Here is a 21915-nt window from a genome sequence, read left to right on the forward strand (position 1 = left end):
ACGTACGGTCATCATCTGATGTCACGTCGTGACCGGGGTGATGCTAGGTATTCGAGTGCGCTCCAGGTCAAGCCGGAGCCGGGCGTCGCTGCGGCGGTGCGGGGCTTGTTCCCGGTCCGCACCCGGCTGCGGGTGACCGGCCGGGGCGCTCGGCGGGCGCGGTGGTCGGCCCGTTCCTACACGGTGAATGCCGGTCCGGGCCGGCCGATGCCGATCCGGCCGTTGGTCGGGCGGTGCTCGAACGTCACCCCGATCTCGTCTTCCCAGCACCGCATGATGTCCTGTTCACCACGCCGGTCGATGTCGTCGAGCACGACGGCGAAGTCCTCGGCGAACCGCGCGGCGAAGAAGGGCCCGGCGGGATGACGGGCGTGCGCGTTCGCCGCCTGGTAGGCGGGAGGTCCGTCGACGAGGAGCAGGTCGACGGCCCGGCCCGCGGTCATCTCCGCGAGACGGCGCTGCTCGTACCAGGTCGACTCCTCGTCCGGCCAGCGGGACTCCACAGGCACCAGGGGGGCGTGCACCACGGTCACCACGTCGCCGAGGCCCTCGCGCGCCAGCTCCTGACCGAGCAGTTCCGCCCAGCGTTCGTCGTGCTCCACGGTCCACAGGTGCCCGCCCCGCTGCCGCAGGAGCCGGCCGATGTAGAAGGTGGAGACGCCACTGCCCAGCTCGACGACGGACCGACGCTGGTTGACCAGGATCTCGTTGAGCACCGCGACGACTCCGCTCGGCCGCATGGCGCTCGCGCTCCACGGCAGGTACGTCAGCGACAGCGGGGCCAGTGCCTGCATGGCCAGCAGGTCGTTGCGTTGGAGTTCGTTGCGTTGCAGGGAGGGGCGGTGGCGCTCCTCGTATTCCGGCCGGGCGCTCACCGCGGCAACACCCCCGCCAGCCAGGAGGGCAGCTGCCCCTCGTCGAGGAGGTCGAGGACCACCGTCTTGGCCAGGGCGGAGGCGAAGTGCACCTGGGCGGCGCCGCTTGGTGACTGCAACCGCGACTCGAGCCTCGTACGCTCCCGTCGGTAGCTGGCCGCCTGCCGGCCGTTGGTGCGGAAGTCACTCGTCCAGCGGGACAGCTCACAGAAGTTCGCGACCGCCGGGGCGAAGTTCTCGAACAGGACCGCGCCGTGGTCGAGCCCGACGGTGTCCGGTTCGAGGAGCTGGACGAGCATCCAGTGGTACTGGTCGCTGGTGGCGTGCAGCCGGTCCGGGTCGACGCCGTGCGCCCTCAGGCGACCCAGGAGGGGAAAGTGCTCGCTGGGGGGCTTCGGGTACTTCGCGGAGAGGGCCACGATGTCGCCGGCCGGCCCGATGAAGCCACCGCTGTTGAGATAGGGGTACGGGCGCACGGGCGGGCTGTCGTGCAGGGCGAGGCCGACGTTGCCCAGCGGCCAGCAGTTCGACTCGGCACTGAACACGACACGCTGCGGGAAGCCCGCGTACGTGTCGAGGATGTGATCCGCCCCCCGCAGGAAGAGCGTGTCGTACGCGTCGGTGAACATCACCAACTCGTCGGGCGCCACGTGCCGGTCGAGGTATTCGGTCAGTAACGCGCGCTTGTCCCTCGGCCGGAAACCCTTCTGCGTGCCCTCCAGGACGACCAGCCTGAGTCCCGCAGCCGCGCAGGACGGTTCCAGCAGTCTGCGTAGGAAGGGATGTTCGAGGTCGGTGGCGATGGTGATGACCCTCATCTTCGGCGTCCAATCGTGCTGGCGGATCGTGGCGTGGGACCGCACCGGACGCGCGCTGGGACGGCTGCCCGAGCTGGGCGGGGGTCGACCGGCTGCCAAACTATCTATCCACCATGGTCGCTGTCGAGCAGCGCCACCCACCCCCGCCGCCCGCAAGAGCTGTTGTCGAGCCGTTCTCAAGCGCAGTGGTCGACGGGGTTCCCGCACCGCCGCCCGGGGGCCTGGCGACGTACGAGGTGGTCGAGGAGCCGGCTCGCCGCCGCCGCGACGTGCTCGCCGGCCGCGAGGGAGCGCCGCCCGGTCGTGGCGAGCTGCTCGAAGGTCCGCAGGTCCAACTCGCTGGTGTCGAGCCCCAGCCGGTATCCGCCGGCCAAGGTGACCAGCAGACGCCGGGCGACCTCGGTCACCGCGGCGTCCAGCAGTCGGCCCAGGCACTTGCGGACCTGCAGGACGTACGTCTACAGCGTGGTCGGTGCGCTGACCGGCGGATTCGCGCCCCAGAGGACCAGTGGACCGAGGATCCGAATTTCCATCTGCACCCGCAAAAAAAGGGGAATTGGGGCCTCACGCCGATGGTCCCGACCGAGAGGCTAGCGTGTCTGACCATTGATGTCCGTAGTTTCTCAAGCCATTTCCTAGTGGTGGCCGGGAGACTCGGGTCGCAGCCGTCACACGATGCCGAGAGAGGCGGGCCGGATGACCGGACGGGGCGAGTCGGCACGGTCGCAGGTCGGGAAACCGACCGGGACTCCGGTCGCCGTGGTGGGCATCGGCTGCCGCTTCCCGGGGGCCGACGGACCGGCGCAGCTCTGGCAACTGCTCAGCGGTGGCGGTGACGCGATCACCGAGGTGCCGGCCAGCCGGTACGACATCGACGCCTACCACGACCCGCGACCGGGCACGCCGAACCGGATCATCAGCCGCCGGGGCGGCTTCCTCGACCAGATCGACCAGTTCGACGCCGGCTACTTCGGGGTGGCGCCCCGGGAGGCGGAGCGGATGGACCCCCAGCAGCGCCTGCTGCTGGAGACCGCGGCCGAGGCGCTCGCCGACGCGGGCCTGACCCGCGAGCGGTTGTCCACGACCCGCACCGGTGTCTACATCGGCGGCATGTCCTCCGCCTACGGGCACCTGCTCAGTGACGCGTCGGTGCTGGACCTGCACGCGGCGACTGGCGGTGCCCGCAGCTTCCTGGCCGGACGGGTGTCGTTCGCCTTCGATCTGCGCGGCCCCAGCATGGCGGTGGACTGCGCCTGCTCCTCCAGCCTGGCGGCGCTGCACCTGGCCTACCAGAGCGTCCGCAACGGGGAGACCCAGCTGGCGTTGGCCGGCGGGGTGAACCTGGTCCTCTCTCCCGAGGAGACCATCCCGTTCTCCGCGGCCAGGATGCTCGCGCCCGACGGCCGGTGCAAGTTCGGCAGCGCCCACGGCGACGGCTTCGTCCGCAGCGAGGGGGTCGCCGTGCTGGTGCTCAAGCCGCTGGACCGGGCCGAGGCGGACGGCGACGCGATCCACGCGGTGATCTACGGGTCCGCGGTCGGCAACGACGGCCAGTCCGGCGGGTACCTGCTCACGCCGTCCCAGCCGGGCCAGGAGGAGACGCTGCGCGCGGCGTACGCCGACGCGGGCGTGTCGGCCGGGCTGGTGGACTACGTCGAGGCGCACGGCACCGGGACGGCGGCCGGTGACCCGGTGGAGCTGAGGGCCCTCGGCGTGGTGACCGGCGAGGGTCGGGACGGGCGGTCGCCGTGTCTGGTCGGCTCGGTCAAGACGAACATCGGCCACACCGAGGCGGCCGCCGGGCTGGCCGGGGTGATCAAGGCGGTGCTCGCCCTCCAGCACCGGGAGATCCCGCCGAGCCTGCACGCCGAGGAGCTGACCGGCGCGGTCGACTGGACGGGCCTGCGGCTGCGGCTGGTGCGCGAACGCACCCCGTGGCCGCAGACCGACCGGCCGGGCCTGGTCGGGGTCAGTTCGTTCGGCATCTCCGGCACCAACGCCCACGTGGTGCTCGGCGGGTACCCACCGGCCGCACCCGCACCCGCACCTGCCGACGGGGACGAGGCGCAGCTGCTGGTGCTCTCCGCACCCGACCCGGACGCGCTCGCCGCGCTCGCCACCGGGTACGCACGCTTTCTCGAACCGGGTGGTGCCGGGCGGGAACTGCCGCTGCGCGACGTGTGTTTCAGCGCGGCCACCCGGCGCGACCACCATGAGCACCGGCTGACCGCCGTCGGCACGTCGCCGGACGAGCTGGTCGAGCGGCTGCGGGCGTACGCCGCCGGTGAGTCCCGGCCCCGGCTGGGCGTCACCGCGTCGGCGCCGGTGGAGGGCGACCGGCCGGCGGTCGTCTTCGTCTTCCCCGGCCAGGGCTCGCAGTGGGACGGCATGGGGCGCGAGTTGCTGGCCGGCTCGCCGGTCTTCCGCGACATGCTCACCCGCTGCGACGAGGCGGTCCGGGCCGAGACCGGCTGGTCGCTGCTGGCCCGGCTGACCGGCGAGGCGGACGCCCCGGCGTCGATCGACACGATCCAGCCGACCCTGTGGGCGATGCAGACCGCCCTGTGCGCGCTGCTGCGCGACTGGGGCGTCGAGCCGGACCACGTGGTGGGGCACAGCATGGGCGAGGTGGCCGCGGCATGCGCGTCGGGCGCGCTCAGCCTCGCCGACGCCGCAGCGGTGATCTGCCGGCGTAGTCGGCTGCTGAAGACGGTCGCCGGGCAGGGCGCCATGTACTCGGTGGAGCTGTCCGTCACCGACGCGCAGGCCGCGCTGGCCGGCCACGAGCACCTGGTGGGCGTGGCGGTGAGCAACAGCCCCGGCTCGACGGTCCTCTCCGGCGACCCGCAGGCCCTGACCGCCATCGTCGCGGACCTCGAGGGGCGCGGCGTGTTCTGCCGCCAGGTGAAGGTGGACGTCGCCTCGCACAGCCCGCAGATGGAGCAGCTGCGCGAGGAGCTGCTGGCCTGCCTCGGCGACATTGCGCCCCGCGCGGGGCGTACCCCGTTGCACTCCACCGTGGACGACGCGCCGTGCGACGGCTCCGGGTGGGACGCGGCCTACTGGGTACGCAACCTGCGTGAGCCGGTGCGCTTCGGCGGCGCGGTGGCACACCTGGCCGGGCGGGGCGAGACGGTGTTCGTGGAGATCAGCCCGCACCCCGTCCTGTTGCCGGCCATCCGGGAGGCCCTGGCCCTCGCCGGGTCCGGCGGTGCCGCCGTCGGCTGCCTGCGCCGCGACGAGCCGGAACGGGCCAGCCTGCTCGACACCGTCGGCGCCCTGCACCGGGCCGGGTGCCCGGTCGACTGGCACCGGGTGTCCGGCGGGCCGCCGCCCCGCTACGTGCGACTGCCGTCCTACCCCTGGCAGCGCCAGCGGTACTGGCTCGTCCCGCCCGTAGCCGGCCGGCCGGCCCCGCACCGGGTGGAGCGGGTCGTCGACCTCACCCGCGAGCGTTACCTGCTCGACCATCAGGTGCAGGGCACCGTGGTCGTGCCCGGCACGGCGTACGCGGAGATGGTGCACGCCGCCGCCGACGGGATCTGCGGCGGGCAGACGCCCGTCCTGCGCGACATCCGGTACGTCGACGCGCTGTTCCTGCGCCCGGACCAGCCGGCACCCGCCCTGGCCACGACGTTCACCCCGCGCGGGCCGGACACCTGGGACTTCGCGGTGACCGGTGCGGAGGCGACCCACGTCACCGGCACGGTGACCCGGACCCCACCCGCCGGGCGGCGCACGCTGCCGCTGGACACGATCCGGGCGGCCTGCCCCGACCACCTCACCGGCGCGGACTTCTACCGGCGTTTCGCCGAGCGGGGCAACGAGTGGCGGGGCGCGTTCCAGGGCGTCGCGGAGCTCTGGCTGGGCGACGGTCAGGCGTTGGGCCGCATCCAGGTGCCCGCCGGGGTCGACCCGAGCGGGTACACCTGCCACCCGGCGCTGCTGGACGCGTGCGGGCAGGTGCTCGCGTCGCTGATCCCGGCCGGGGACCGGTCGTCGGCGTTCGTCCTGGGCAGCATCGACGAGTTGTCGATCCACCCGGATCCCGGCACACCCGCCTGGGCGCACGCCGTCGCGGTCACCGCCTGGCGCTCCGACTCGGTCTGCGGCGACCTGGTGGTGTCCGACGCGGACGGCCGGGTGATCGTGGAGATCAACGGACTGCGCCTGCAGTACCTACAACCGCCGGACTCGGTACGTGACCCCGACGGCTGGTTCCACGAGCTGCGGTGGCAGCCGCTGCCGGCGCTGTCCGACGTGCCGCGGCCGGGCGACCGCCGCCTGGTCCTCGCCGACCGGACCGGCGTCGGCGGCGCGCTCGACGCCGAGGTGCGGGTGTTCGCGGGCACCGGCTACCGGCGGCTGGCAGCCGACCACTACGAGATCGACCCGACCGCACCGGCGCAGTACCGCCGGTTGCTCGCCGACGTGCGGGCCGACTTCGACGGCCTGACGCCGACCGAGGTGGTGCACCTCTGGGCGCTGGACGTGGACCAGCCCGACGACTCGGCCCCGGTGCAGCGGCAGGCGCAGGACGCCGAGCGTCTCGGCTGTGCCAGCATCCTGCGCCTGCTGCGGGCCCTCGCCGACGCCGGCCTGGCCGAGCCGCCCCGGCTGACCCTGGTGACCCGGGGCGCGCACCGGGCGGGGGACACGGACCGCAGCGTGTCGATGTGGCAGGGTGCCGTCTGGGGGCTGGGCAGGGTGCTCGCCCACGAGCACCGGGATCTGCGCTGTGCCCTGGTCGACCTGGACCCGGCGGGGTCGCCGGCCGAACTCGCCGCCGCGTTGGGCCGGGAGTTGGCCGGTGCCGGCCCGGAGGACCAGGTGGCGCTGCGGGGCGACCGGCGGTACGCGGCGCGGCTGCGGTCCAGCTCCGTCGGCGTCCGTCGGCCGGACGGCGTCGAGGTCGCCCACCAGGTGCAGGCCACCGTGCCCGGCATGCTGGACGGGATGCGCCTGGTGCCGGTGCCGCGGCGCGCGCCGGGGCCGGGCGAGGTGGAGGTGCGTGCCGACTACCTCGCGTTGAACTACCGCGACGTGCTGGTCGCGATGGACATGTATCCGAGCCTGTCCGACCGACCCGCGACCGTGATCGGTGAGTGCGCCGGCACGGTCACCCGGGTCGGACCGGGCGTGGCCGGGCTGCGGCCCGGTGACGAGGTGGTGGCGGTCGCACTGGAGACGCCCGCCGCCAGCTACCTGTGCGTCAACGCGCACCTGGTACGCCGGCGGCCGGCCCGGCTCACCCCGCAGGAGGCGGCCACCGTGCCGGTCGCCCTGGTCACCGCCTACCAGTCGCTGGTGCACCTGGCCCAGGTGCGGCCGGGCGAGCGGGTGCTGATCCACCACGCCACCGGCGGGGTCGGCCTGGCCGCGGTGCAGGTGGCCCGCTGGCGTGGCGCCGAGGTGTACGCCACCGCGGGCAGCCCGGAGAAGCGGGCGCTGCTGCGGATGATGGGTGTCGCGCACGTGTCCGACTCGCGCAGCACCGGGTTCGCCGACGAGATCCGGGAAGCCACCCGGGGCGAGGGCGTCGACGTGGTGCTCAACACGCTGGCGGGGGAGGGCCTGCTCAAGAGTGTGGAGCTGCTGGCCGACCGGGGGCGCTACGTCGAGCTGAGCCGCCGTGACCTGGTCGAGGGCACCCGGTTGGACCTGCGGCTGCTGGCCCGGGGCGCCTCGTTCTTCGTGGTAGACGTGGTGGATCTCGGGCTCAGTGACCCGCGCCGGCTCGGCGCGATCCTGGAGGAGACCCTGGCCCTGGTGCAGGCCGGTCTGCTCGAACCGCTGCCGCACCGGGTCTTTCCCGCTGCCGAGCTGGTCGGGGCGTTCCGGCACATGGCCCAGGCCCGGCACATCGGCAAGGTGCTGGTGTCCACGGCGGAACTGACCGTGCCCGCAGCGGTCGAGGTCGCCGCCCCGCACCGGCCGGTCCGGCTCGATCCGGCCGCCGGCTACCTGGTCACCGGCGGGCTGGGCGACCTCGGCCGGGTGGTCACGGACTGGCTGGTCCGCGAGGGTGCCCGGCACGTCGTGCTGACCGGGCGGACCCCGCTCGACCGGACCGGCGGCGAAGGCTGGCTGGCTGACCTGCGACGGCACGGGGTGCGGGTGGCGTACGAGGCGGTCGACGTGGCCGACGAGGAGGCGATGCGGGCGGTCCTGCGCCACCACGAGCAGGACGGCCCGGCGATCCGGGGCGTGGTGCACGCGGCCGGAGTCATCGAGTACGGCGCACTGTCCGAGCTGGACGACGGGGTGCTGTCGGCGGTCCTGCGCCCGAAGGTCACCGGTGCGGCCGTGCTGCACCGGCTGTTCGCCGAGCGGCCGCTGGACTTCTTCGTGCTGTTCTCCTCCGGCTCGGCGGTGCTCAGCTCCCCGATGCTCGGCGCGTACGCCGCCGCGAACGCCGCCCTGGACTCACTGGCCGACCAACGCCGCCTCGCCGGGGCGACCGCGCTCAGCGTGAACTGGGGTTTCTGGTCGGTCGGCATGCCGGCGCGGGTCGGTCGTCAGCAGGGTCGGGCGATCAATCCCGCCGGGATGGACACGTTCAGCCCTCGGGAGGGCATCGAGGCTCTGCGCCTGCTGCTGGCCAGGGACGCCACCCATGGCGTGGTGCTGCCTGCGGACTGGCGGCGGTGGGCGACGGCGCATCCGGACGCGGCGGCCTCGCCGCTGCTGCGTGACCTGCTCGCCGAGCCCACCACCGCTGCGACCCCGGCACCCGCAGTGCCGTGGTCGCCGTCGCCCGCGACGCCGCCCACGCACCGACCCACGGACACCGGCACCCCGGTCCCCGACGTCACGGCCCACGTCCCCGCTGCCCCCGTCACCGCCGTCGCCAGCGCCACGGGTTCCGTACCGGTGGGACCGGGCGTCGGTCAGGTGGCGGCTCCCGGGGTGGCGGACACGCTGACCGACCAGGACGCGGTGCAGCGTTACCTGGCAGGGGTCCTCGCGGAGGTGCTGGGCATGCCGTCGGCCCAGGTGCACCCCCGGCGTCCGCTCAAGCGGCAGGGCCTGGACTCGCTGATGGCCGTGGAGGTCCGCACCCGGGTCCAACGTGACCTGGGCATGATGCTGCCGATCGCGAAGATGCTCGGTGGCCACAGCGTCGCCGACCTGGCCGGCGAGGTGTTCAGCCAGCTGGGCGACCCGGGCCGCCACTGACCGGGCGTGGCCCGCCGTACCACCTGCCGCCCGTGCGGCCCGACGCCGTCCGCCCGACGCGGTGGCCCCGGGGCGGACTGGTCCGGTACGGGCGGTGGCGGTGACCGCGAGCGTGCCGGTCACCGCCACCGTGGTCGTGCGGTAGAGCCTGTCGTCGAGCCGGGTGTCGGACCGCCCGTCAGCCGCGCGCCGCGTCGGCCTGCGGGATCAGCTCTGCCCGCTTGGCCACCTCCGCGGCGAACTCGCCCAGCGTCATGATGGCCAGCGTCTCGATGTCGTCGTCGTCGAACGTCACGCCGAACTGGTCCTCGACCCGCAGCGCGAGCTCGGACACGGCGAGCGAGTCGAGGTCGACGCCGGACGGTCCGAGCATCGAGTCGGGGCCGGTGTCGTCGGTGTAGAAGTTCATCTCCCGCAGCGCCTGCATGGTGAACGCGAGGACCTCGTCGGCTGACATGGTTCAGCTACCTTCTCTCGGGTGGCAGGGAGTGGCGGGGCGGCGTCCTCGGTGGACCGGTCGCACATTCTCCGGACGAACTGCCGTCAATCGACGACGTCGTGTGTGGTCACCGACGACCCGCAGCGCCATCACGCCAGCCGACGACAGATCTCCCCGATGCGTGGCCCGAAGTTAGCAACGGCCACTCGCGGCGGTCAATGCGACACCGGTCGCCTCCATGCGTGCTGAAGTCGCAACGGCGGCCGGATTCAAGCAGTTCTCAGTCCGGCGTCAAGGTCACGTGCGCCGTGCCCCCGTGGACGGCCACTACAGTCCTTGAAGAATGGCGGACGTGGTGCCATGGCCGGCCGATCCGGGAGACGCGGTTGAAGATCACCAACGTTCACCTGTCCGGGCTGGGTGTCTTTCAACCGCCCGTGACCGACGCCGGACAGGCCGCCCGGCGCGGGGATTACAGCCCGGCCTCCTACCTGGAGAACCGGCTGACCGGCGTCGGCATCGCCGGGGACGTCTCACCGCCGGAGATGGCCGTGCACGCGGCCCGGCAGGCGCTGACCCGCGGCGCCGTCGACCCGACCGGGATCGGCCTGGTGCTGCACGCCTCCATCCACCACCAGGGTCCGGAGATGTGGCTGCCCGGCCCGTACATCCAGCGGGAGGTCGTCGGCACGTCGACCCCCGCGTTCGAGGTCCGGTTGGGCTGCAACGGCGTGTTCGCGGCGCTGGAGATCGCCGCCGGGCACCTGGCCGTCGCGGCGGCGGGCCGGACGGTGCTGGTGACCACGGCGGAGAACCTCGGCACACCGCTGATCGACCGGTGGAACTCCGCGCCCGGCTTCATCCTGGGCGACGCCGGCAGCGCGCTGCTGCTGGACCGCGACACCGGTTTCGCCCGGCTGCGCGCCGTGGGCAGCGTCGTGGTGCCCGAGGTGGAGCCGCTGTACCGCGGCGGCGAGCCGCTGTATCCGCCGCTGGCGGCGCAGGGCCGCACGATCGACATGCGCGAACGTGCCGAGCACTTCCGCAACAATGTGATGTCGCTGACCGACGCCGCCGAGATCAGGACCCGCGCCCGGCTCGACCTGATCGAACGGACGCTGGACGAGGCCGACCGCAAGCTGACCGACATGACCCGGGTCATCTGCGGAAACTCCGCCGCCTACATGGTGCAGCACGACCTGGTGGAGCCGCTGGGCATCACCATGGAGCGCACCACCTGGCAGTTCGGGCGCGGCGTCGGGCACACCGGCGCGAGCGACCAGCTGCTGTCGCTCAACCACCTGCTGGTCACCGGGCAGCTGGCCGCCGGTGACCACCTGCTGCTCTACGGCGGTGCGCCGGCCACCCTGTCCTGCGCGGTCCTGGAGATCCTCGACGTCCCGGCGTGGGCCGGGGCATGACCGGGCCCGCACGTACCTGGCTCGTCACCGGGAGCTCGGCCGGTCTCGGCCGGGCGCTGGTGACCGAGCTGCTCGCCCGGGGTGAGACGGTGGCGGCCACCGCCCGCGATCCGCGTACCCTGGCGGACCTGCGACCCCCTCGGCGCAGGCGCTGTGGACGGCCCGACTGGACGTCACCGATCCGGAGCAGATCCGGCAGGTGGTCGACGACGCCGCCCGGGCGCTCGGCCGGATCGACGTGGTGATCAGCAACGCCGGATACGCGCTGGTCGGCGCGGCCGAGGAGGCCAGCGGCGAGCAGGTCGACAGGCAGCTCCGGACCAACCTGACCGGCCCCATCCACCTGGCCCAGGCGGTGCTGCCGCACCTGCGGGCGCAGGGCGGCGGGCGGATCATCCAGATCTCGAGCATGGCCGGGCAACGAGGGTCGCCCGGCACGGCCGTCTACTGCGCCACCAAGTGGGGCGTGGAGGGGTTCTTCGAGTCACTGGCCGCCGAGGTGAAGGGCTTCGGCATCGGCGTGACGATCGTCGAGCCCGGCACCGTGAGCACCGGATTCTTCGGGCGGAGCAAGGAGCTGACCGCCGAGTCGCCCGCCTACGCGGGCACCCCGGCGGCGATCCTGCGTCGCCGGGCGCAGGACGGTCGCCTGTCGTGCCGCGGCGACCTGGCCAGGATGGCCGCCGCCGTGGTCGACGTCGCCACCGGGCCGACCGTCCCGCTGCGGCTCGCGCTCGGCAGCGACGCGTACGCCGCGATCCGGCGCGGACTGACCGCCCGGCTGGCGGACCTGGAGGAGCAGCGGGAGATCGCGTTCTCCACCGACCTGACCGCAGGCGACGGGTCGACGCCGTCGACGCCGCACCGAGGACCGGAGGGGAACGACGATGCGCATCACCGTCCTGGCGCTCGGCAGTCGCGGTGACGTCTATCCGCTGACGGCACTCGCCGCGGAGCTGGCCCGCCACGGCCACGAGGTACTCGTCGGGGCGTCGATGAACCTGGTCGACCTGCCCCGGCAGCTGGGGCTCGACGTGGTGCCGGTCGGGTGGAACCAGCAGTCGATGATGCAGACCGAGCGGGGCCGGGAGTGGGTCACCAAGAGCACCCTCGACTCCTTCCTCCAGATCACGATCGAGGCGTACCGGGACTACGGTCGGCGGTTCGGCGACGAGGCGATTCAGCTCACCGCCGGCTGTGAGGCCATCGTCTGTGCCGTGGTCAGCGAGCAGTGGGCCGCGACGTTGGCCGAGGCGCACGACGTCCCGCTGATCGCGTACGACCTCACGCCGTCGCGGCCGAACGACGTGGTGCCGCATCCGCTGGTGTCCGTCGACCCGCTGCCGACCCCCGAGGCGAACCGGGCGACCTACCTGCACTACACCCGGCGGGCCTGGCGGTACCGGCGGGACCTGATGTTCGATTTCCGTCGCCAGCTCGGGCTGCCTCCGATGCCGCCGCACCCGAAGCAGCTGCGGCGGCCGCTGGAATTGCAGGGCTACAGCCCCACCCTGGTGCCGGGCCTGACCTGGGACGCCTACCGTCCGATCGTCGGTGACCTCCGGCTGACCCCGGACGACCTGCACCGCGCCGGGATGTCCACCCTCGATCCGGAGCTGGCGCGGTGGCTCTCGGCGGGCGAACCACCGGCACTGTTGACGTTCGGCAGCACGCACGTGGCGGATCCGGCCGCGATGATGGCGGGCATCGAGCGGGTCTGCCGGTCGCTGGGGGTGCGTGCCCTGGTGGCCACCGGCTGGGGCCTGGCCGGGGTCGCGCCGTCCACGTCACCGCAGCTGCGGGTGGTGCCCTACGTGGACTACGACCTGGTGCTGTCGCACTGTGCCTTGGTGGTGCACCACGGCAGCGCCAGCATCACCGCCGCCGGGGTGCGTGCCGGCATCCCCACCATGGTCTGCTCCTCCTACGCCGACCAGCCGTTCTGGGGCCGCCAGCTGGAACGGCTCGGCGTCGGTGTGCACGTGCGGTTCACCGACCTGTCCGAGGACGTGTTGCGCTCCGGCATGTCCCACCTGACCACCGCTGCGTTGCGGCGGCGCGCGGTACAGCTCGGCGAGCAGATGCGCGCGGAACCCCACGGCACGCTCGTCGCCGCCGACGAGGTCGACAAGTACCTCGCCGGATGAGCGGCGGAGCAGCCGCCCCCGACCGGGCCCGGGCGGTCGTCGAGGAGGTGGTCGGGCTGCTCGACCTGGTGACCGTCGACCCCGCCACGGTCACCACGGACCGGCTGGTGCCCGTCGCGGGGGTGTTCTCCGGTCGCGGCACGACGCGGGGCACCACCCGCCGGTACGGGGGGCTCATCGCCGCGCAGGCGCTGACCGCCGCCGCGCACACCGTGCGGTCCGGTCGACCGGTGCACTCGCTGCACGCCTACTTCACCCGGCCGGGCGACAGCCGCAGGCCCGTCACCTACCTGGTCGAGGCCCTGCGCGACGGCCCGTCCATGTCCGCCCGACGGGTGGTCGCCCTCCAGCGTGACACCCCGATCTTCTTCCTGACCGCCTCGTTCCACGATCCCGGCACCGGGCCGGCGCACGGGCGGCCGGCGCCCGAGGTCCCGCCACCGGACGAGGTGCCGACCCTGGCCCGGCTGCTCGCCGACGCCCCCGGCCGGTTGGCCGCGGTGCAGGACATGCTCTTCGCGTTCGACGTCAGGTACCTCGGCCCGCCGCCCGGCGGGCCGACCGACGGGGAGCGGGCGGGTGAGGCGCACCGCCGGGCCTGGGTGCGGGTGGCCGGGAGGCTGCCCGACGACGGGCCGCTGCACGCCGGCGCGCTGGTGCTCATCTCGGATCTGCCCCTGCTGCTCAGCGCGATGGTGGCCGGGCACGCGACCGAGTGGGGTCCGGGTGACCTCGGCGTCAGCATCGACCACACGGTGTGGTTCCACCGGCCCTGCCGGGCCGACGAGTGGCTGCTGTACGACTGCGACAGCCCGTGGGCGGCCACCGGTCGTGGCCTGGCGACCGGCCGCCTGTACGCCCGCGACGGCGACCTGGTGGCCACGGTGGCCCAGGAGGGCCTGCTGCTGACCCGGCCCGCCCGCTGAGCCGGGGAACGACGGACCCGGGACGGCCCGCCGCCGCCCTCAGACCGGTACCGCCTCGATCGCGCCGTCGGTGACGCCCGTGACGGCGAAGCCGGCGTCGGCGAGGAGCTGGCCGTACTCCGCCGCGGTGCGGTCCCGGCCCTCCATCAGGACCAGCATCAGCAGATCCACGATCCGGTTGCGGGGCGCCCCCCAGGTGCCCGCGCCGGCTCCGGTCTGCTGCGGCTGTGCCGGCAGCAGCTCCTCTAGCACCAGCAGCCGCGCCCCGGTCGGCATCGCCGCGCGCACCCGGGCCAGCACCCGGGCGACGTTGCCGTCGTTCCAGTTGTGCAGGACCCGCCGCAGCACGTACCGGTCGCCGTGGGTGGGCACCCGGTCGAAGAAGCTGCCGACGACGATCTCGACCCGGTCCAGGACCCCGGCGGCGGCGAGCCGGGCACGTCCCCGGGCCGCGGCCTCGGGCAGCTCGACGAGGACTCCGCGCAGCTCGGGGCGGGCCCGCAGGAGGTCGGCGAGCAGGCCGCCGTCGCCGCCGCCGAGGTCCACCACCGTACGGGCGTCGTCGAACAGCCGGGCGGGGGGCGGCGGCGGTTCCGGGGCGGTGGCCATCGCCCCGTTGAACGTCGCGGCCAGCTCCGGATGCCCGCCCAGGTACTGGTAGAAGGGCTCACCGAAGCGGTCGGTGAAGGCCGGCCGGCCGGTGCGGACGGTGTCGAGCAGGCCGCCGAACGAGGCGAAGACCTCCTGGCCGTACAGGACGGCCGTGTCGCGGACCGAACCGGGGACGTCGGTGCGCAGGTATTCCCCCATGCCGGACAGGACGAAGTCGTCGGGACCCGTCTGGCGCAGGACGCCGGCGTCGGCGAGCGCGGCGAGCAACCGGCGCAGCGCGACCGGGTCCAGCCCGGCGGCGGCAGCCAACGCGGCGCCGCCGGTGGTGCCCGTGGCGATCCGGTCGGCCAGGCCGAGCAGGGCGAAGACCGAGCATGCCTGCGCCGTCCAGGTGGCACAGAGGACGTTCAGCAGCCGCTTGCGGAAGTACTCGTCGTCACGCGCCACGGACGGCTCCCCGCGCCACGGCCCGCACCGGGGCCGGGCGACCCGACCGGGCCCACCCCGACGGCCGTCCCCACGGCGGTGCGGCCGGCCCCGTCGCCGGGGGCAATGCCCTTCCGTGCCCTGTCGCTGCCGCGGCATAATCGTTCTCCACCGAACCTCTAGTGAATGTCGAGAGAAGTGCGGCCCGGGCCCGCCCACGCCTCGGTATCGTCAATTCGACCCGGGTCATCCTCGCATTAACCAGGGCGTGCTGACAATTATCGGAAATGCGGGCGGTGGGGGATTGAATGGGTGCCGTCGGAGCCGCCCGGACCGGGCCGCGCCCCGCCCGGGGTCGTCGCGGGCGGCGCAGGGCCCGGCGGGTGCCCGGGGCCGTCCCCGGCCGGCACGGCGTGCCGTGGTGACGCCGGACCTGGTGGTACGGCTGCGCCGCACGGCGGGCGACGGCCGGCCGGCCGCCCGTGCGCTGCTCGTCGAGACGGTCGCGGCGATGGCCGGTGCCCCGCCGGCCGCGATCGCGGTGGAGCGTTCGGCGGCGGGTGCGCCGGTGCTGTGCGGCGTCGCCACGGGCTGGCACGCCAGCCTCAGTCACACCCGTGGCCTGGTCGCGGTGGCGGTGTCCCGGATCGGACCGGTCGGCGTCGACGTCGAGGAGGTGCGTCCGCTGCCCGCGCTCGGTCTGAGTCGACGGTGGTTCGCCCCCGAGGACACCGACTGGCTGCGCGGCCGACCGGCGGACCGCCTCGGCGTCGACTTCCTGGCCCTGTGGACCGGCAAGGAGGCGGTGGCCAAGGTGTACGGCACCGGGTTGCGCGGTGGCCGGCTGCTGCGCCGGCGTACCGCCCCACCGGCACCACCTGCCTGGCGGCCCGCCGTCGACGATCCCGGGGTCCTGGTGACCCACCGGGAGTTGTCCGGCCACGTGTTGGCGCTCGCCAGCGCGCCGGCGTGCCCCGGGCACCCACGGCCGGTCCCCGGCCGCTGATGCGGACCGCTCTCGTCCTCGGTGGCAGCGTCGCCGGCATGATCGCCGCCCGGGTCCTGGCCGACCACGCCGACCAGGTGTGGATCGTGGAACCCGACGTGTTGGTGGACGCGCCGGTGATCCGCCGGGGTGCGCCGCACGGCAGCCAGGCGCACACCCTGCTCGGCCGGGGCCGGACCGTCATCGACCGGCTGCTGCCCGGCTTCGTCCGGCAGCTGGTGCGCGAGGGTGGCCAACTGGTCGGCAGTGGTCCCGGCGGCGCGCAGTGGTTCCTCGACGGCCGGGCGAAGGTCCCGGTGCGCGGCGGCAGCGTGGTCAGCGTGTCCCGTCCGTTCCTGGAGTGGCACATCCGCCGGCGGGTCCTGGCGCTGCCGAACGTGACCCTGGTCGGGGGCACCGCCGTCGGGTTGACCGCGACCGCCGGCCGGGTGGACGGCGCGTTGGTCCGCCCGACCGGCGGCACCGACGCCCAGCGGCACGGCGCGCAGCTGGTGGTGGACGCCACCGGCCGGTCCAGCCGGCTGGCCGACTGGCTGGGTCGGCTCGGTTATCCCGCCCCGGCCAAGCGTCGGATGGCCCTGGACCTCGGCTACGCCACCTGCCTGTTCCACCGGGAGCCGGGCCAACGGCTGGCCGGCCACGTGGCGGTCTACTCGGTCCACACGCCGAGCCGGGCGCGCAACGGTCCCAGCTCGATGACCCCCGTCGAGGGCGATCGCTGGCTGACGCTGGTCAGTGGTTACGGCGACCGGCGACCGGGCCGTGACCTGGGCGAGTTCCTGGCCCGCTGCCGGTCGAACCCGGCCACCCCGCTGCGGCTGCTGCCGGACGCGTGCGAGCCGGCCAGTGAGGTGTACGTGCACCGCTTCCCGGACAGCGTCCGCCGTGAGTTCGACCGGCTGGACCGGTTCCCGTCGGGCCTGGTGGCGATCGGCGACGCGGTCGCCTCGTTCAACCCGACCTACGGTCAGGGCATCTCGGTGGCGGCCAGCCAGGCGGTCGCGCTGGACGAGTGGCTGGCCGAGCCCGGCGCGGTGGACGGGCCGGCGTACGCGTACTTCCGGCGGGTGCGGGCGGTGGTGGACGACGCCTGGGACTTCTCCGCCGCGCAGGACCGTTACCTGCCGCACGTGACCGCCGCCCGGCCGTTCGGGTGGCGGCTGCGCCGGGGCCTGGCCGAGGCGGTCCAGCACGCGACCGTGACCGACGAGGTGGTGCACCGGGCCTTTCTGGAGGTCGTCAACCTGACGACCGGGCCCGCGCGGCTGCGTCGTCCGGACATCCTCTGGCGGGTCGGTGCCGCCGTGTTGCGCCGGCACCGGGCCTGACCCCCGCCGCAGGCGCGGCAGTCGGACCTTCCGCACGACCAACCCCTTATGAGTGAAGACTGTCAATGGTGTTGATGTGTGGACAAAAGGGCTTTCTGCCGCTCGGTGTGGTGTTGTCGGGCGGCGGTGCGGGGTGCCGCCGAACCGATGTGCCGTCGCGGGCCAAAGCCCGGGTGACGACCCGCCCGGGGCCTGGCCGGTGGGCCCGCCGGGCCGGCCTTCTCGGCCCCTCCCGGCGGTCTGACCTCGGGCTTTCCATCGCTCCTCGAAGATGGCTTGAGCAATCTGCGACGGTCGCCCCAAAACCGGCTAGCCTCTCAGTCGAACCGCGCACGATCACGGAACGAAAAGACGTGAATTCTGCTTGGAACTGACGCTTATCTATGGTGATGGGTAAGGCTGTCGCTTTCATGCGGATCCCCGCAACGGCACGTCGAGAAGAGGGCGGACCGCTCTCGGGGGAGGGGCCATGGAAATCCAGATCCTGGGACCGCTCGTGCTCGCCCACGCCGGGGCGGTCACCACACCGACCGCCCCGAAGCCCCGCAGCGTGCTGGGCCTGTTGCTCCTCAACGCCGACCAGACCGTGCAGGTCTCCGCGTTGATCCAGGAGCTGTGGGGCGGGTCCCCGCCGGTAAGCGCGCTGACGACGCTCCAGACGTACGTCCTGCAGATCCGCAAGTGCTTCGCCGGCCTGCTCGGCGTGCCGGTCTCCGAGGTGGCCAAGCGGGTGCTGGTCACCGTGCCCGGCGGCTACGTCCTGCGGGTCGGTGCCGACGAGTTCGACCTGCGCCTGTTCGAACAGCTCGCCTCGGCCGGCCGGCGGGCCCTGGCAGCCGGCGAGAACGTCGACGCGGCGGCGCTGCTGGTGCGCGCCTGTGCGCTCTGGCGTGGTCCGGCCCTGGCCGACGTGCGGGCCGGCACCGTGGCCGAGCCCCGGCTCAAGGCGCTGGAACAGGTCCGGCTCAACACCCTCGAGCAGTGCATCGAGGCGCGGATGCGGCTCGGCCACCACCAGGACGTGCTGGCTGAGCTCACCCTGCTGATCGCCGAACACGGGCTGAACGAGAACCTGTGCGCGCAGCTGATGGTCGCGCTGCACCGCAGCGGCCAGCGGCGGGAGGCCCTGGCGGTCTTCCACCGGCTGCGTACGGCGATGGTTGAGGAGTTGGGGCTGGAGCCGTCCAAGCGGCTGCACCTGCTCCAGCAGGCGGTCCTCGCGGACGATCCGGCGCTGGAGGTGGCACCCCGCGACGACGGGCTGACCCAGCTGCTCGACCACCTCGTCCTGCAGCGTCCCCGCGTGCGGTAGCCGTCGCGCAGGCACCGCCCTCGTGCGACGCGGGGAGCCAACGGCCGGTCGAGGAGGAGCGGGCCTGGTGGACCGCTCAGGCCGGCACCGGCACGTACGCCGACTCGTCGCACCACGGCACCGCGCCGACGGCCCGGGCCAGGTCGAGCCCGGCGGCCCGGTGCGCGGCGGCGGCCGGGTCACCGAGCACGGCGGCCAGTTCGGCGAGGGTCTGGTCCACCGGTCCGAGTGAGATCGAGCCGCACTCCAGCCCGGCGAAGCGCCCCGCCCACGGCGTCAACTCCCGGTAGCAGCGCCGGGCGGCGGGCGCGTCGCCGAGGCGGGCCGCGACCTGGCCACGCACCGTCATCCAGTACAGCCACAGGTAGTCCGGGCGGATCGGCGCGTCCGGCCGCCACACCGCCCGGGCCGCGTCGTGGTCACCGGCCGACAGCAGGGCGTGGGCCAGCACGTCGTGGGCGTCGTCCGGCACCCGCGCGTGCACCTGCCGGAGCTCCTCGATCACCTCGTGCCCACGCCCGACGGCGGTCAGCACGGTGAACCGGCCCATCAGTCCCATCGCCGCCGCGTTCGGGCCACCGACGCGGCCCATCCGGTCACTGATCTCCGCGTACCGGCGTGTCGCCTCGTCGAGGTCGCCCCGGAACAGGGCGCGCAGGCCGGTGAACCAGCCCATGACGGCGAGGATCAGGCCGAGCTGCCCGGTGGTGGCCTCCTCGACCGCCCGGTCGACGTGGTGGTGGGCCCGGTCGAAGTCGGTGTCGGCGAGCGCCGCCTGGTAGAGGATGTGGTGGGCCTGGCAGCGGTACGCGGTCAGCCCTGCCGCTTCGGCCGTCGCCAGCAGTTCCCGGCCGACCCCGGGCAGTTCGGCGCGGTACGCGGGGGCGACGGTGACGAAGTAGCGCGCATTGAGCGCGCGGCAGAGCACCGCCGGGTCGTCCTGCCGGCGGGCCAACGCGAGGGACTCCCGGGTGACCTCGTCGGCACGGCCCAGGTCGGCGCCCTCGATCTCGAACGCGAGGGTGCTCAACAGGCGCGAGCGCAGCACCGGACGGTCCCGACCGACCCGGGTCAACTCCTGCTCCAGCAGGCCGACCAGCGGCGCGTCGACCAGGCGGTCGGGCCGGATGGTCCAGGTGACCGGGGCGTCGATGCAGGTCAGCGCGGCATGGACGGCTGCCGGGTCGCCGACGCCGGTGGCCAGTCGTACCGCCTCGGCGCGGGCGGCGCGGGCGCCGACCACGTCCCCGGCGAGCGCGCTGGCAGCGGCCAGCTCGCGGTGCAGGTCGAGCCGGGTCCGGGCGTCGGTGGCCGGGGCCAGGCCGACGGCGCGCAGCGCACCGGCCCAGAGCGCGGCGGCCTCCCTCGGTGCGCCGAGGTCGCCGGCGCGACGGGCGGCGGTGGCGAGATGACCGATGGCGTCGACGGCGGTGGACCGGGTGAGGGCCGCGAGCGCATGCCGCCCCAGCGCCGCCGCGTCGTCGCTGCCCTGTTCCCGCAGCACGGTGAGGATGCGGGCGTGGATCCGGGTGCGGCGCAGCAGCGGCACGCTGTGGTAGAGCGCGTCGCGCATCAGGGCGTGGGCGAACCGCACCCGACCCGGCGCGGGTTCGACGAGCAGCCCCGCGGTCACTCCGGCCTCCAGGCCGTCGAGGACCGGCTCCTCCGGGCCGCCGTCGAGTGCGAGCAGGGTGTCGACGTCGGCTTCGGCACCGAACACCGCAGCGTGTCGCAGCACCGTCCGCGCGTCGGCAGGCAGTCGCGCCAGTCGGCGGGCCAGCACGTGGCCGAGGCCGGCGGGCACGCCGTCGAGCGCCGCTGCCGGTCCTTCGGCCGCGACCAGTTTGGCCAGCTCGATGGTGAACAGGGGATTGCCCGCCGACCGTTGTCCGACCGTGTGCGTAAGCTCGGGATCGGTGCTGTCCACCCCGTGCCGGCGCAGCAGCTCGGCGACGGCTTCCCCGTCCAGGCCGTGCAGCGCGAGATCGACCGCCGGCACCGCGGCCAGCGCCGCCCGTGCCCCCACCAGGTCGTCGGTGACCTCGTCCGGCCGGTACGTCGCCACGATGAGCATTGGCGCGGCGGTGAGGGCGGCGACGAGGTGCCGAAGGATGCGCAGGGTCTCCCCGTCGGCGCGGTGCACATCCTCGACCGTGAGGAGCACGGGGGCCTGCGCGGTCAGTCGGGCCAGGTAGGCGGCCAGCGCCCCGCGCAGGTGGAACTCGTCGTACTCGCCACGGGCCCGGCCGGTGGGTTCGGGGTCGAGCAGCAGGCGCAGGCCCGATGCCTCCGCCTCGTCGAGGGGGAGGAGCCGTCCGGCGGCGGTGACCACGTCGCGCCAGGCCCACGCCGGCGGTGCGCCCTCCACCTGCGGGCAGTGCCCGACGACCGGCTGCCAGCCGTCAGCGGTGAGGATGTCGGCGAGTTGTCGTGCCAACGTCGACTTCCCCGCCCCCGCCTCGGCGCCGATCCAGCAGATGCCCAGGCCGGTCACGGCGGCCCGGGCGGCGGCGGCCCGGAGCCGGGCCAGTTCCGCCGCCCGGCCCACCGGGCGCGTCTCGGGTGCCCCGACGATGGGGGCGGGCAGGAGCCTGACGGTCGCCCCGGGCGGCGCGGGAGCGGCGCTGTCCAGGCGTGGGCTCTGGCGCAGCAGGTCCGTCTCCAGGCTCCGCAACTCACGGCCGGGGTCGATGCCCAACTGCGTGGCCAGCGTGGCCCGCACGGTACGGAGCACGTCGAGCGCGTCGGCCTGCCGGCCGAGGCGGTACAGCGCGACCGCGAGCAGCACGGCGGCCCGCTCCCGCAGGGGGTGGTCGCGCACGTGCGGGTCGAGGTCACGGACGACCTCGCCCGGCCGGTGCAGGACGAGCAGGAGTTCCGCCCGCTGCTCGACGGCGGACAGCCTCAGCTGGGTCAGCCGGTCGTGCTCCCGGTCCGCCCACGGCTCCCCGACGAACTCGGCGTACGGGCTGCCGCCGTGCCAGCAGGCCAGGGCCTCGTCCAGCCCGGCGATCGCCACCGCGGGTCGCTGCCCCGGCTCGGGCGTGGTGGCCCGCAGTGCCGCCTCGAACCGCCAGGCGTCCACGTCCGGGGTCGGCAGTCGCAGGGCGTACCCCGGGGCGGCGGTGAGCAGGGTCCGGGCGGGGGTGCGCGACGGACGGTCCGGCTCCAGCGCCCGGCGCAGGTTCGACACGTACACCTGGAGGGCGGCCTGGGCGCGTGGGGGCGGGTCCCCCGACCAGAGATCCTCGATCAGCCGGTCGACCGAGACCGGGTGGCCGCCACCGGCGGTCAGTCGGGCCAGCACCGCGCGTTGCCGGGGAGCGCCGAGGTTGATCGTGACGCCGCCACGGCTGGCCCGCACCGGGCCGAACACGCCGATCGTCGTCACCCGGTGACCCTAGCCGGGCACGCGGGGCCGGGGGA

Annotated in this window: 14 protein-coding genes; 8 read left to right on the top strand and 6 right to left on the bottom strand. The window is 74.1% G+C overall.

Features of this window, described 5'->3' with window-relative positions; genetic code table 11:
* Nucleotides 1-176: 176 nt before the first annotated feature.
* The 3 genes from J7462_RS01155 to J7462_RS01165 all read right to left on the bottom strand — a co-directional run bounded on the left by J7462_RS01155 (nt 177) and on the right by J7462_RS01165 (nt 2100).
* A complete protein-coding gene (locus J7462_RS01155) occupies nt 177-875 on the bottom strand; it encodes a class I SAM-dependent methyltransferase (RefSeq protein WP_219460515.1) in 699 nt (232 codons plus the stop codon).
* Complete coding sequence (locus J7462_RS01160; RefSeq protein ID WP_219460519.1) at nt 872-1693, bottom strand: glycosyltransferase domain-containing protein; 822 nt, start codon at nt 1691-1693, stop codon at nt 872-874. Before J7462_RS01160 ends, J7462_RS01155 begins: the two co-directional genes overlap by 4 nt.
* Before the next feature lie 176 nt (nt 1694-1869).
* Nucleotides 1870-2100, bottom strand: a complete 231-nt coding sequence (locus tag J7462_RS01165; protein WP_219460522.1) for a hypothetical protein — start codon at nt 2098-2100, stop codon at nt 1870-1872.
* 289 nt (nt 2101-2389) lie between these two features.
* Between J7462_RS01165 and J7462_RS01170 the strand changes: the two genes are divergently transcribed.
* The gene (locus J7462_RS01170) at nt 2390-8872 is read left to right on the top strand and encodes a type I polyketide synthase (protein ID WP_219460525.1); all 6483 of its coding nucleotides are present in this window, start codon (nt 2390-2392) and stop codon (nt 8870-8872) included.
* Nucleotides 8873-9050: 178 nt separating this feature from the next.
* Here J7462_RS01170 and J7462_RS01175 read toward each other — a convergent pair whose 3' ends face one another.
* Nucleotides 9051-9329, bottom strand: coding sequence for an acyl carrier protein (locus J7462_RS01175; RefSeq protein ID WP_219460528.1), 279 nt, complete (start codon nt 9327-9329; stop codon nt 9051-9053).
* Between the two features lie 419 nt (nt 9330-9748).
* On the opposite strand from J7462_RS01175, the gene J7462_RS01180 reads away from it, so the two are divergent.
* The 4 genes from J7462_RS01180 to J7462_RS01195 all read left to right on the top strand — a co-directional run bounded on the left by J7462_RS01180 (nt 9749) and on the right by J7462_RS01195 (nt 13805).
* Nucleotides 9749-10732, top strand: coding sequence for a ketoacyl-ACP synthase III family protein (locus tag J7462_RS01180; RefSeq protein ID WP_219460530.1), 984 nt, complete (start codon nt 9749-9751; stop codon nt 10730-10732).
* A 199-nt stretch (nt 10733-10931) separates the two neighbouring features.
* A complete protein-coding gene (locus J7462_RS01185) occupies nt 10932-11657 on the top strand; it encodes an SDR family NAD(P)-dependent oxidoreductase (protein ID WP_308290681.1) in 726 nt (241 codons plus the stop codon).
* Entirely contained in the window at nt 11620-12879 is a 1260-nt protein-coding gene (locus J7462_RS01190; protein WP_219460533.1) for a glycosyltransferase, read from the top strand. Before J7462_RS01185 ends, J7462_RS01190 begins: the two co-directional genes overlap by 38 nt.
* Nucleotides 12876-13805, top strand: coding sequence for an acyl-CoA thioesterase II (locus tag J7462_RS01195; RefSeq protein WP_219460536.1), 930 nt, complete (start codon nt 12876-12878; stop codon nt 13803-13805). The genes J7462_RS01190 and J7462_RS01195 overlap by 4 nt, the downstream gene beginning before the upstream one ends.
* A gap of 39 nt (nt 13806-13844) precedes the next feature.
* On the opposite strand, the gene J7462_RS01200 is transcribed toward J7462_RS01195, so the two are convergent.
* Entirely contained in the window at nt 13845-14864 is a 1020-nt protein-coding gene (locus J7462_RS01200; protein ID WP_219460539.1) for a methyltransferase, read from the bottom strand.
* Between the two features lie 400 nt (nt 14865-15264).
* Here J7462_RS01200 and J7462_RS01205 point away from each other — a divergent pair, with 400 nt between their 5' ends.
* The 3 genes from J7462_RS01205 to J7462_RS01215 all read left to right on the top strand — a co-directional run bounded on the left by J7462_RS01205 (nt 15265) and on the right by J7462_RS01215 (nt 18489).
* On the top strand, nt 15265-15849 hold the full coding sequence (locus J7462_RS01205; RefSeq protein WP_219460542.1) for a 4'-phosphopantetheinyl transferase superfamily protein: 585 nt from the start codon (nt 15265-15267) through the stop codon (nt 15847-15849).
* The gene (locus J7462_RS01210; RefSeq protein ID WP_219460545.1) at nt 15849-17177 is read left to right on the top strand and encodes an NAD(P)/FAD-dependent oxidoreductase; all 1329 of its coding nucleotides are present in this window, start codon (nt 15849-15851) and stop codon (nt 17175-17177) included. Before J7462_RS01205 ends, J7462_RS01210 begins: the two co-directional genes overlap by 1 nt.
* 469 nt (nt 17178-17646) lie before the next feature.
* Entirely contained in the window at nt 17647-18489 is an 843-nt protein-coding gene (locus J7462_RS01215) for an AfsR/SARP family transcriptional regulator (protein WP_208570499.1), read from the top strand.
* Between the two features lie 76 nt (nt 18490-18565).
* Here the strand turns inward: J7462_RS01215 and J7462_RS01220 are convergent, their stop codons facing one another.
* The gene (locus J7462_RS01220; RefSeq protein WP_219460549.1) at nt 18566-21880 is read right to left on the bottom strand and encodes a BTAD domain-containing putative transcriptional regulator; all 3315 of its coding nucleotides are present in this window, start codon (nt 21878-21880) and stop codon (nt 18566-18568) included.
* Nucleotides 21881-21915: the final 35 nt, after the last annotated feature.

The sequence above is a fragment of the Micromonospora sp. RL09-050-HVF-A genome, assembly GCF_019374995.1.
Taxonomy (GTDB): domain Bacteria; phylum Actinomycetota; class Actinomycetes; order Mycobacteriales; family Micromonosporaceae; genus Micromonospora; species Micromonospora antibiotica.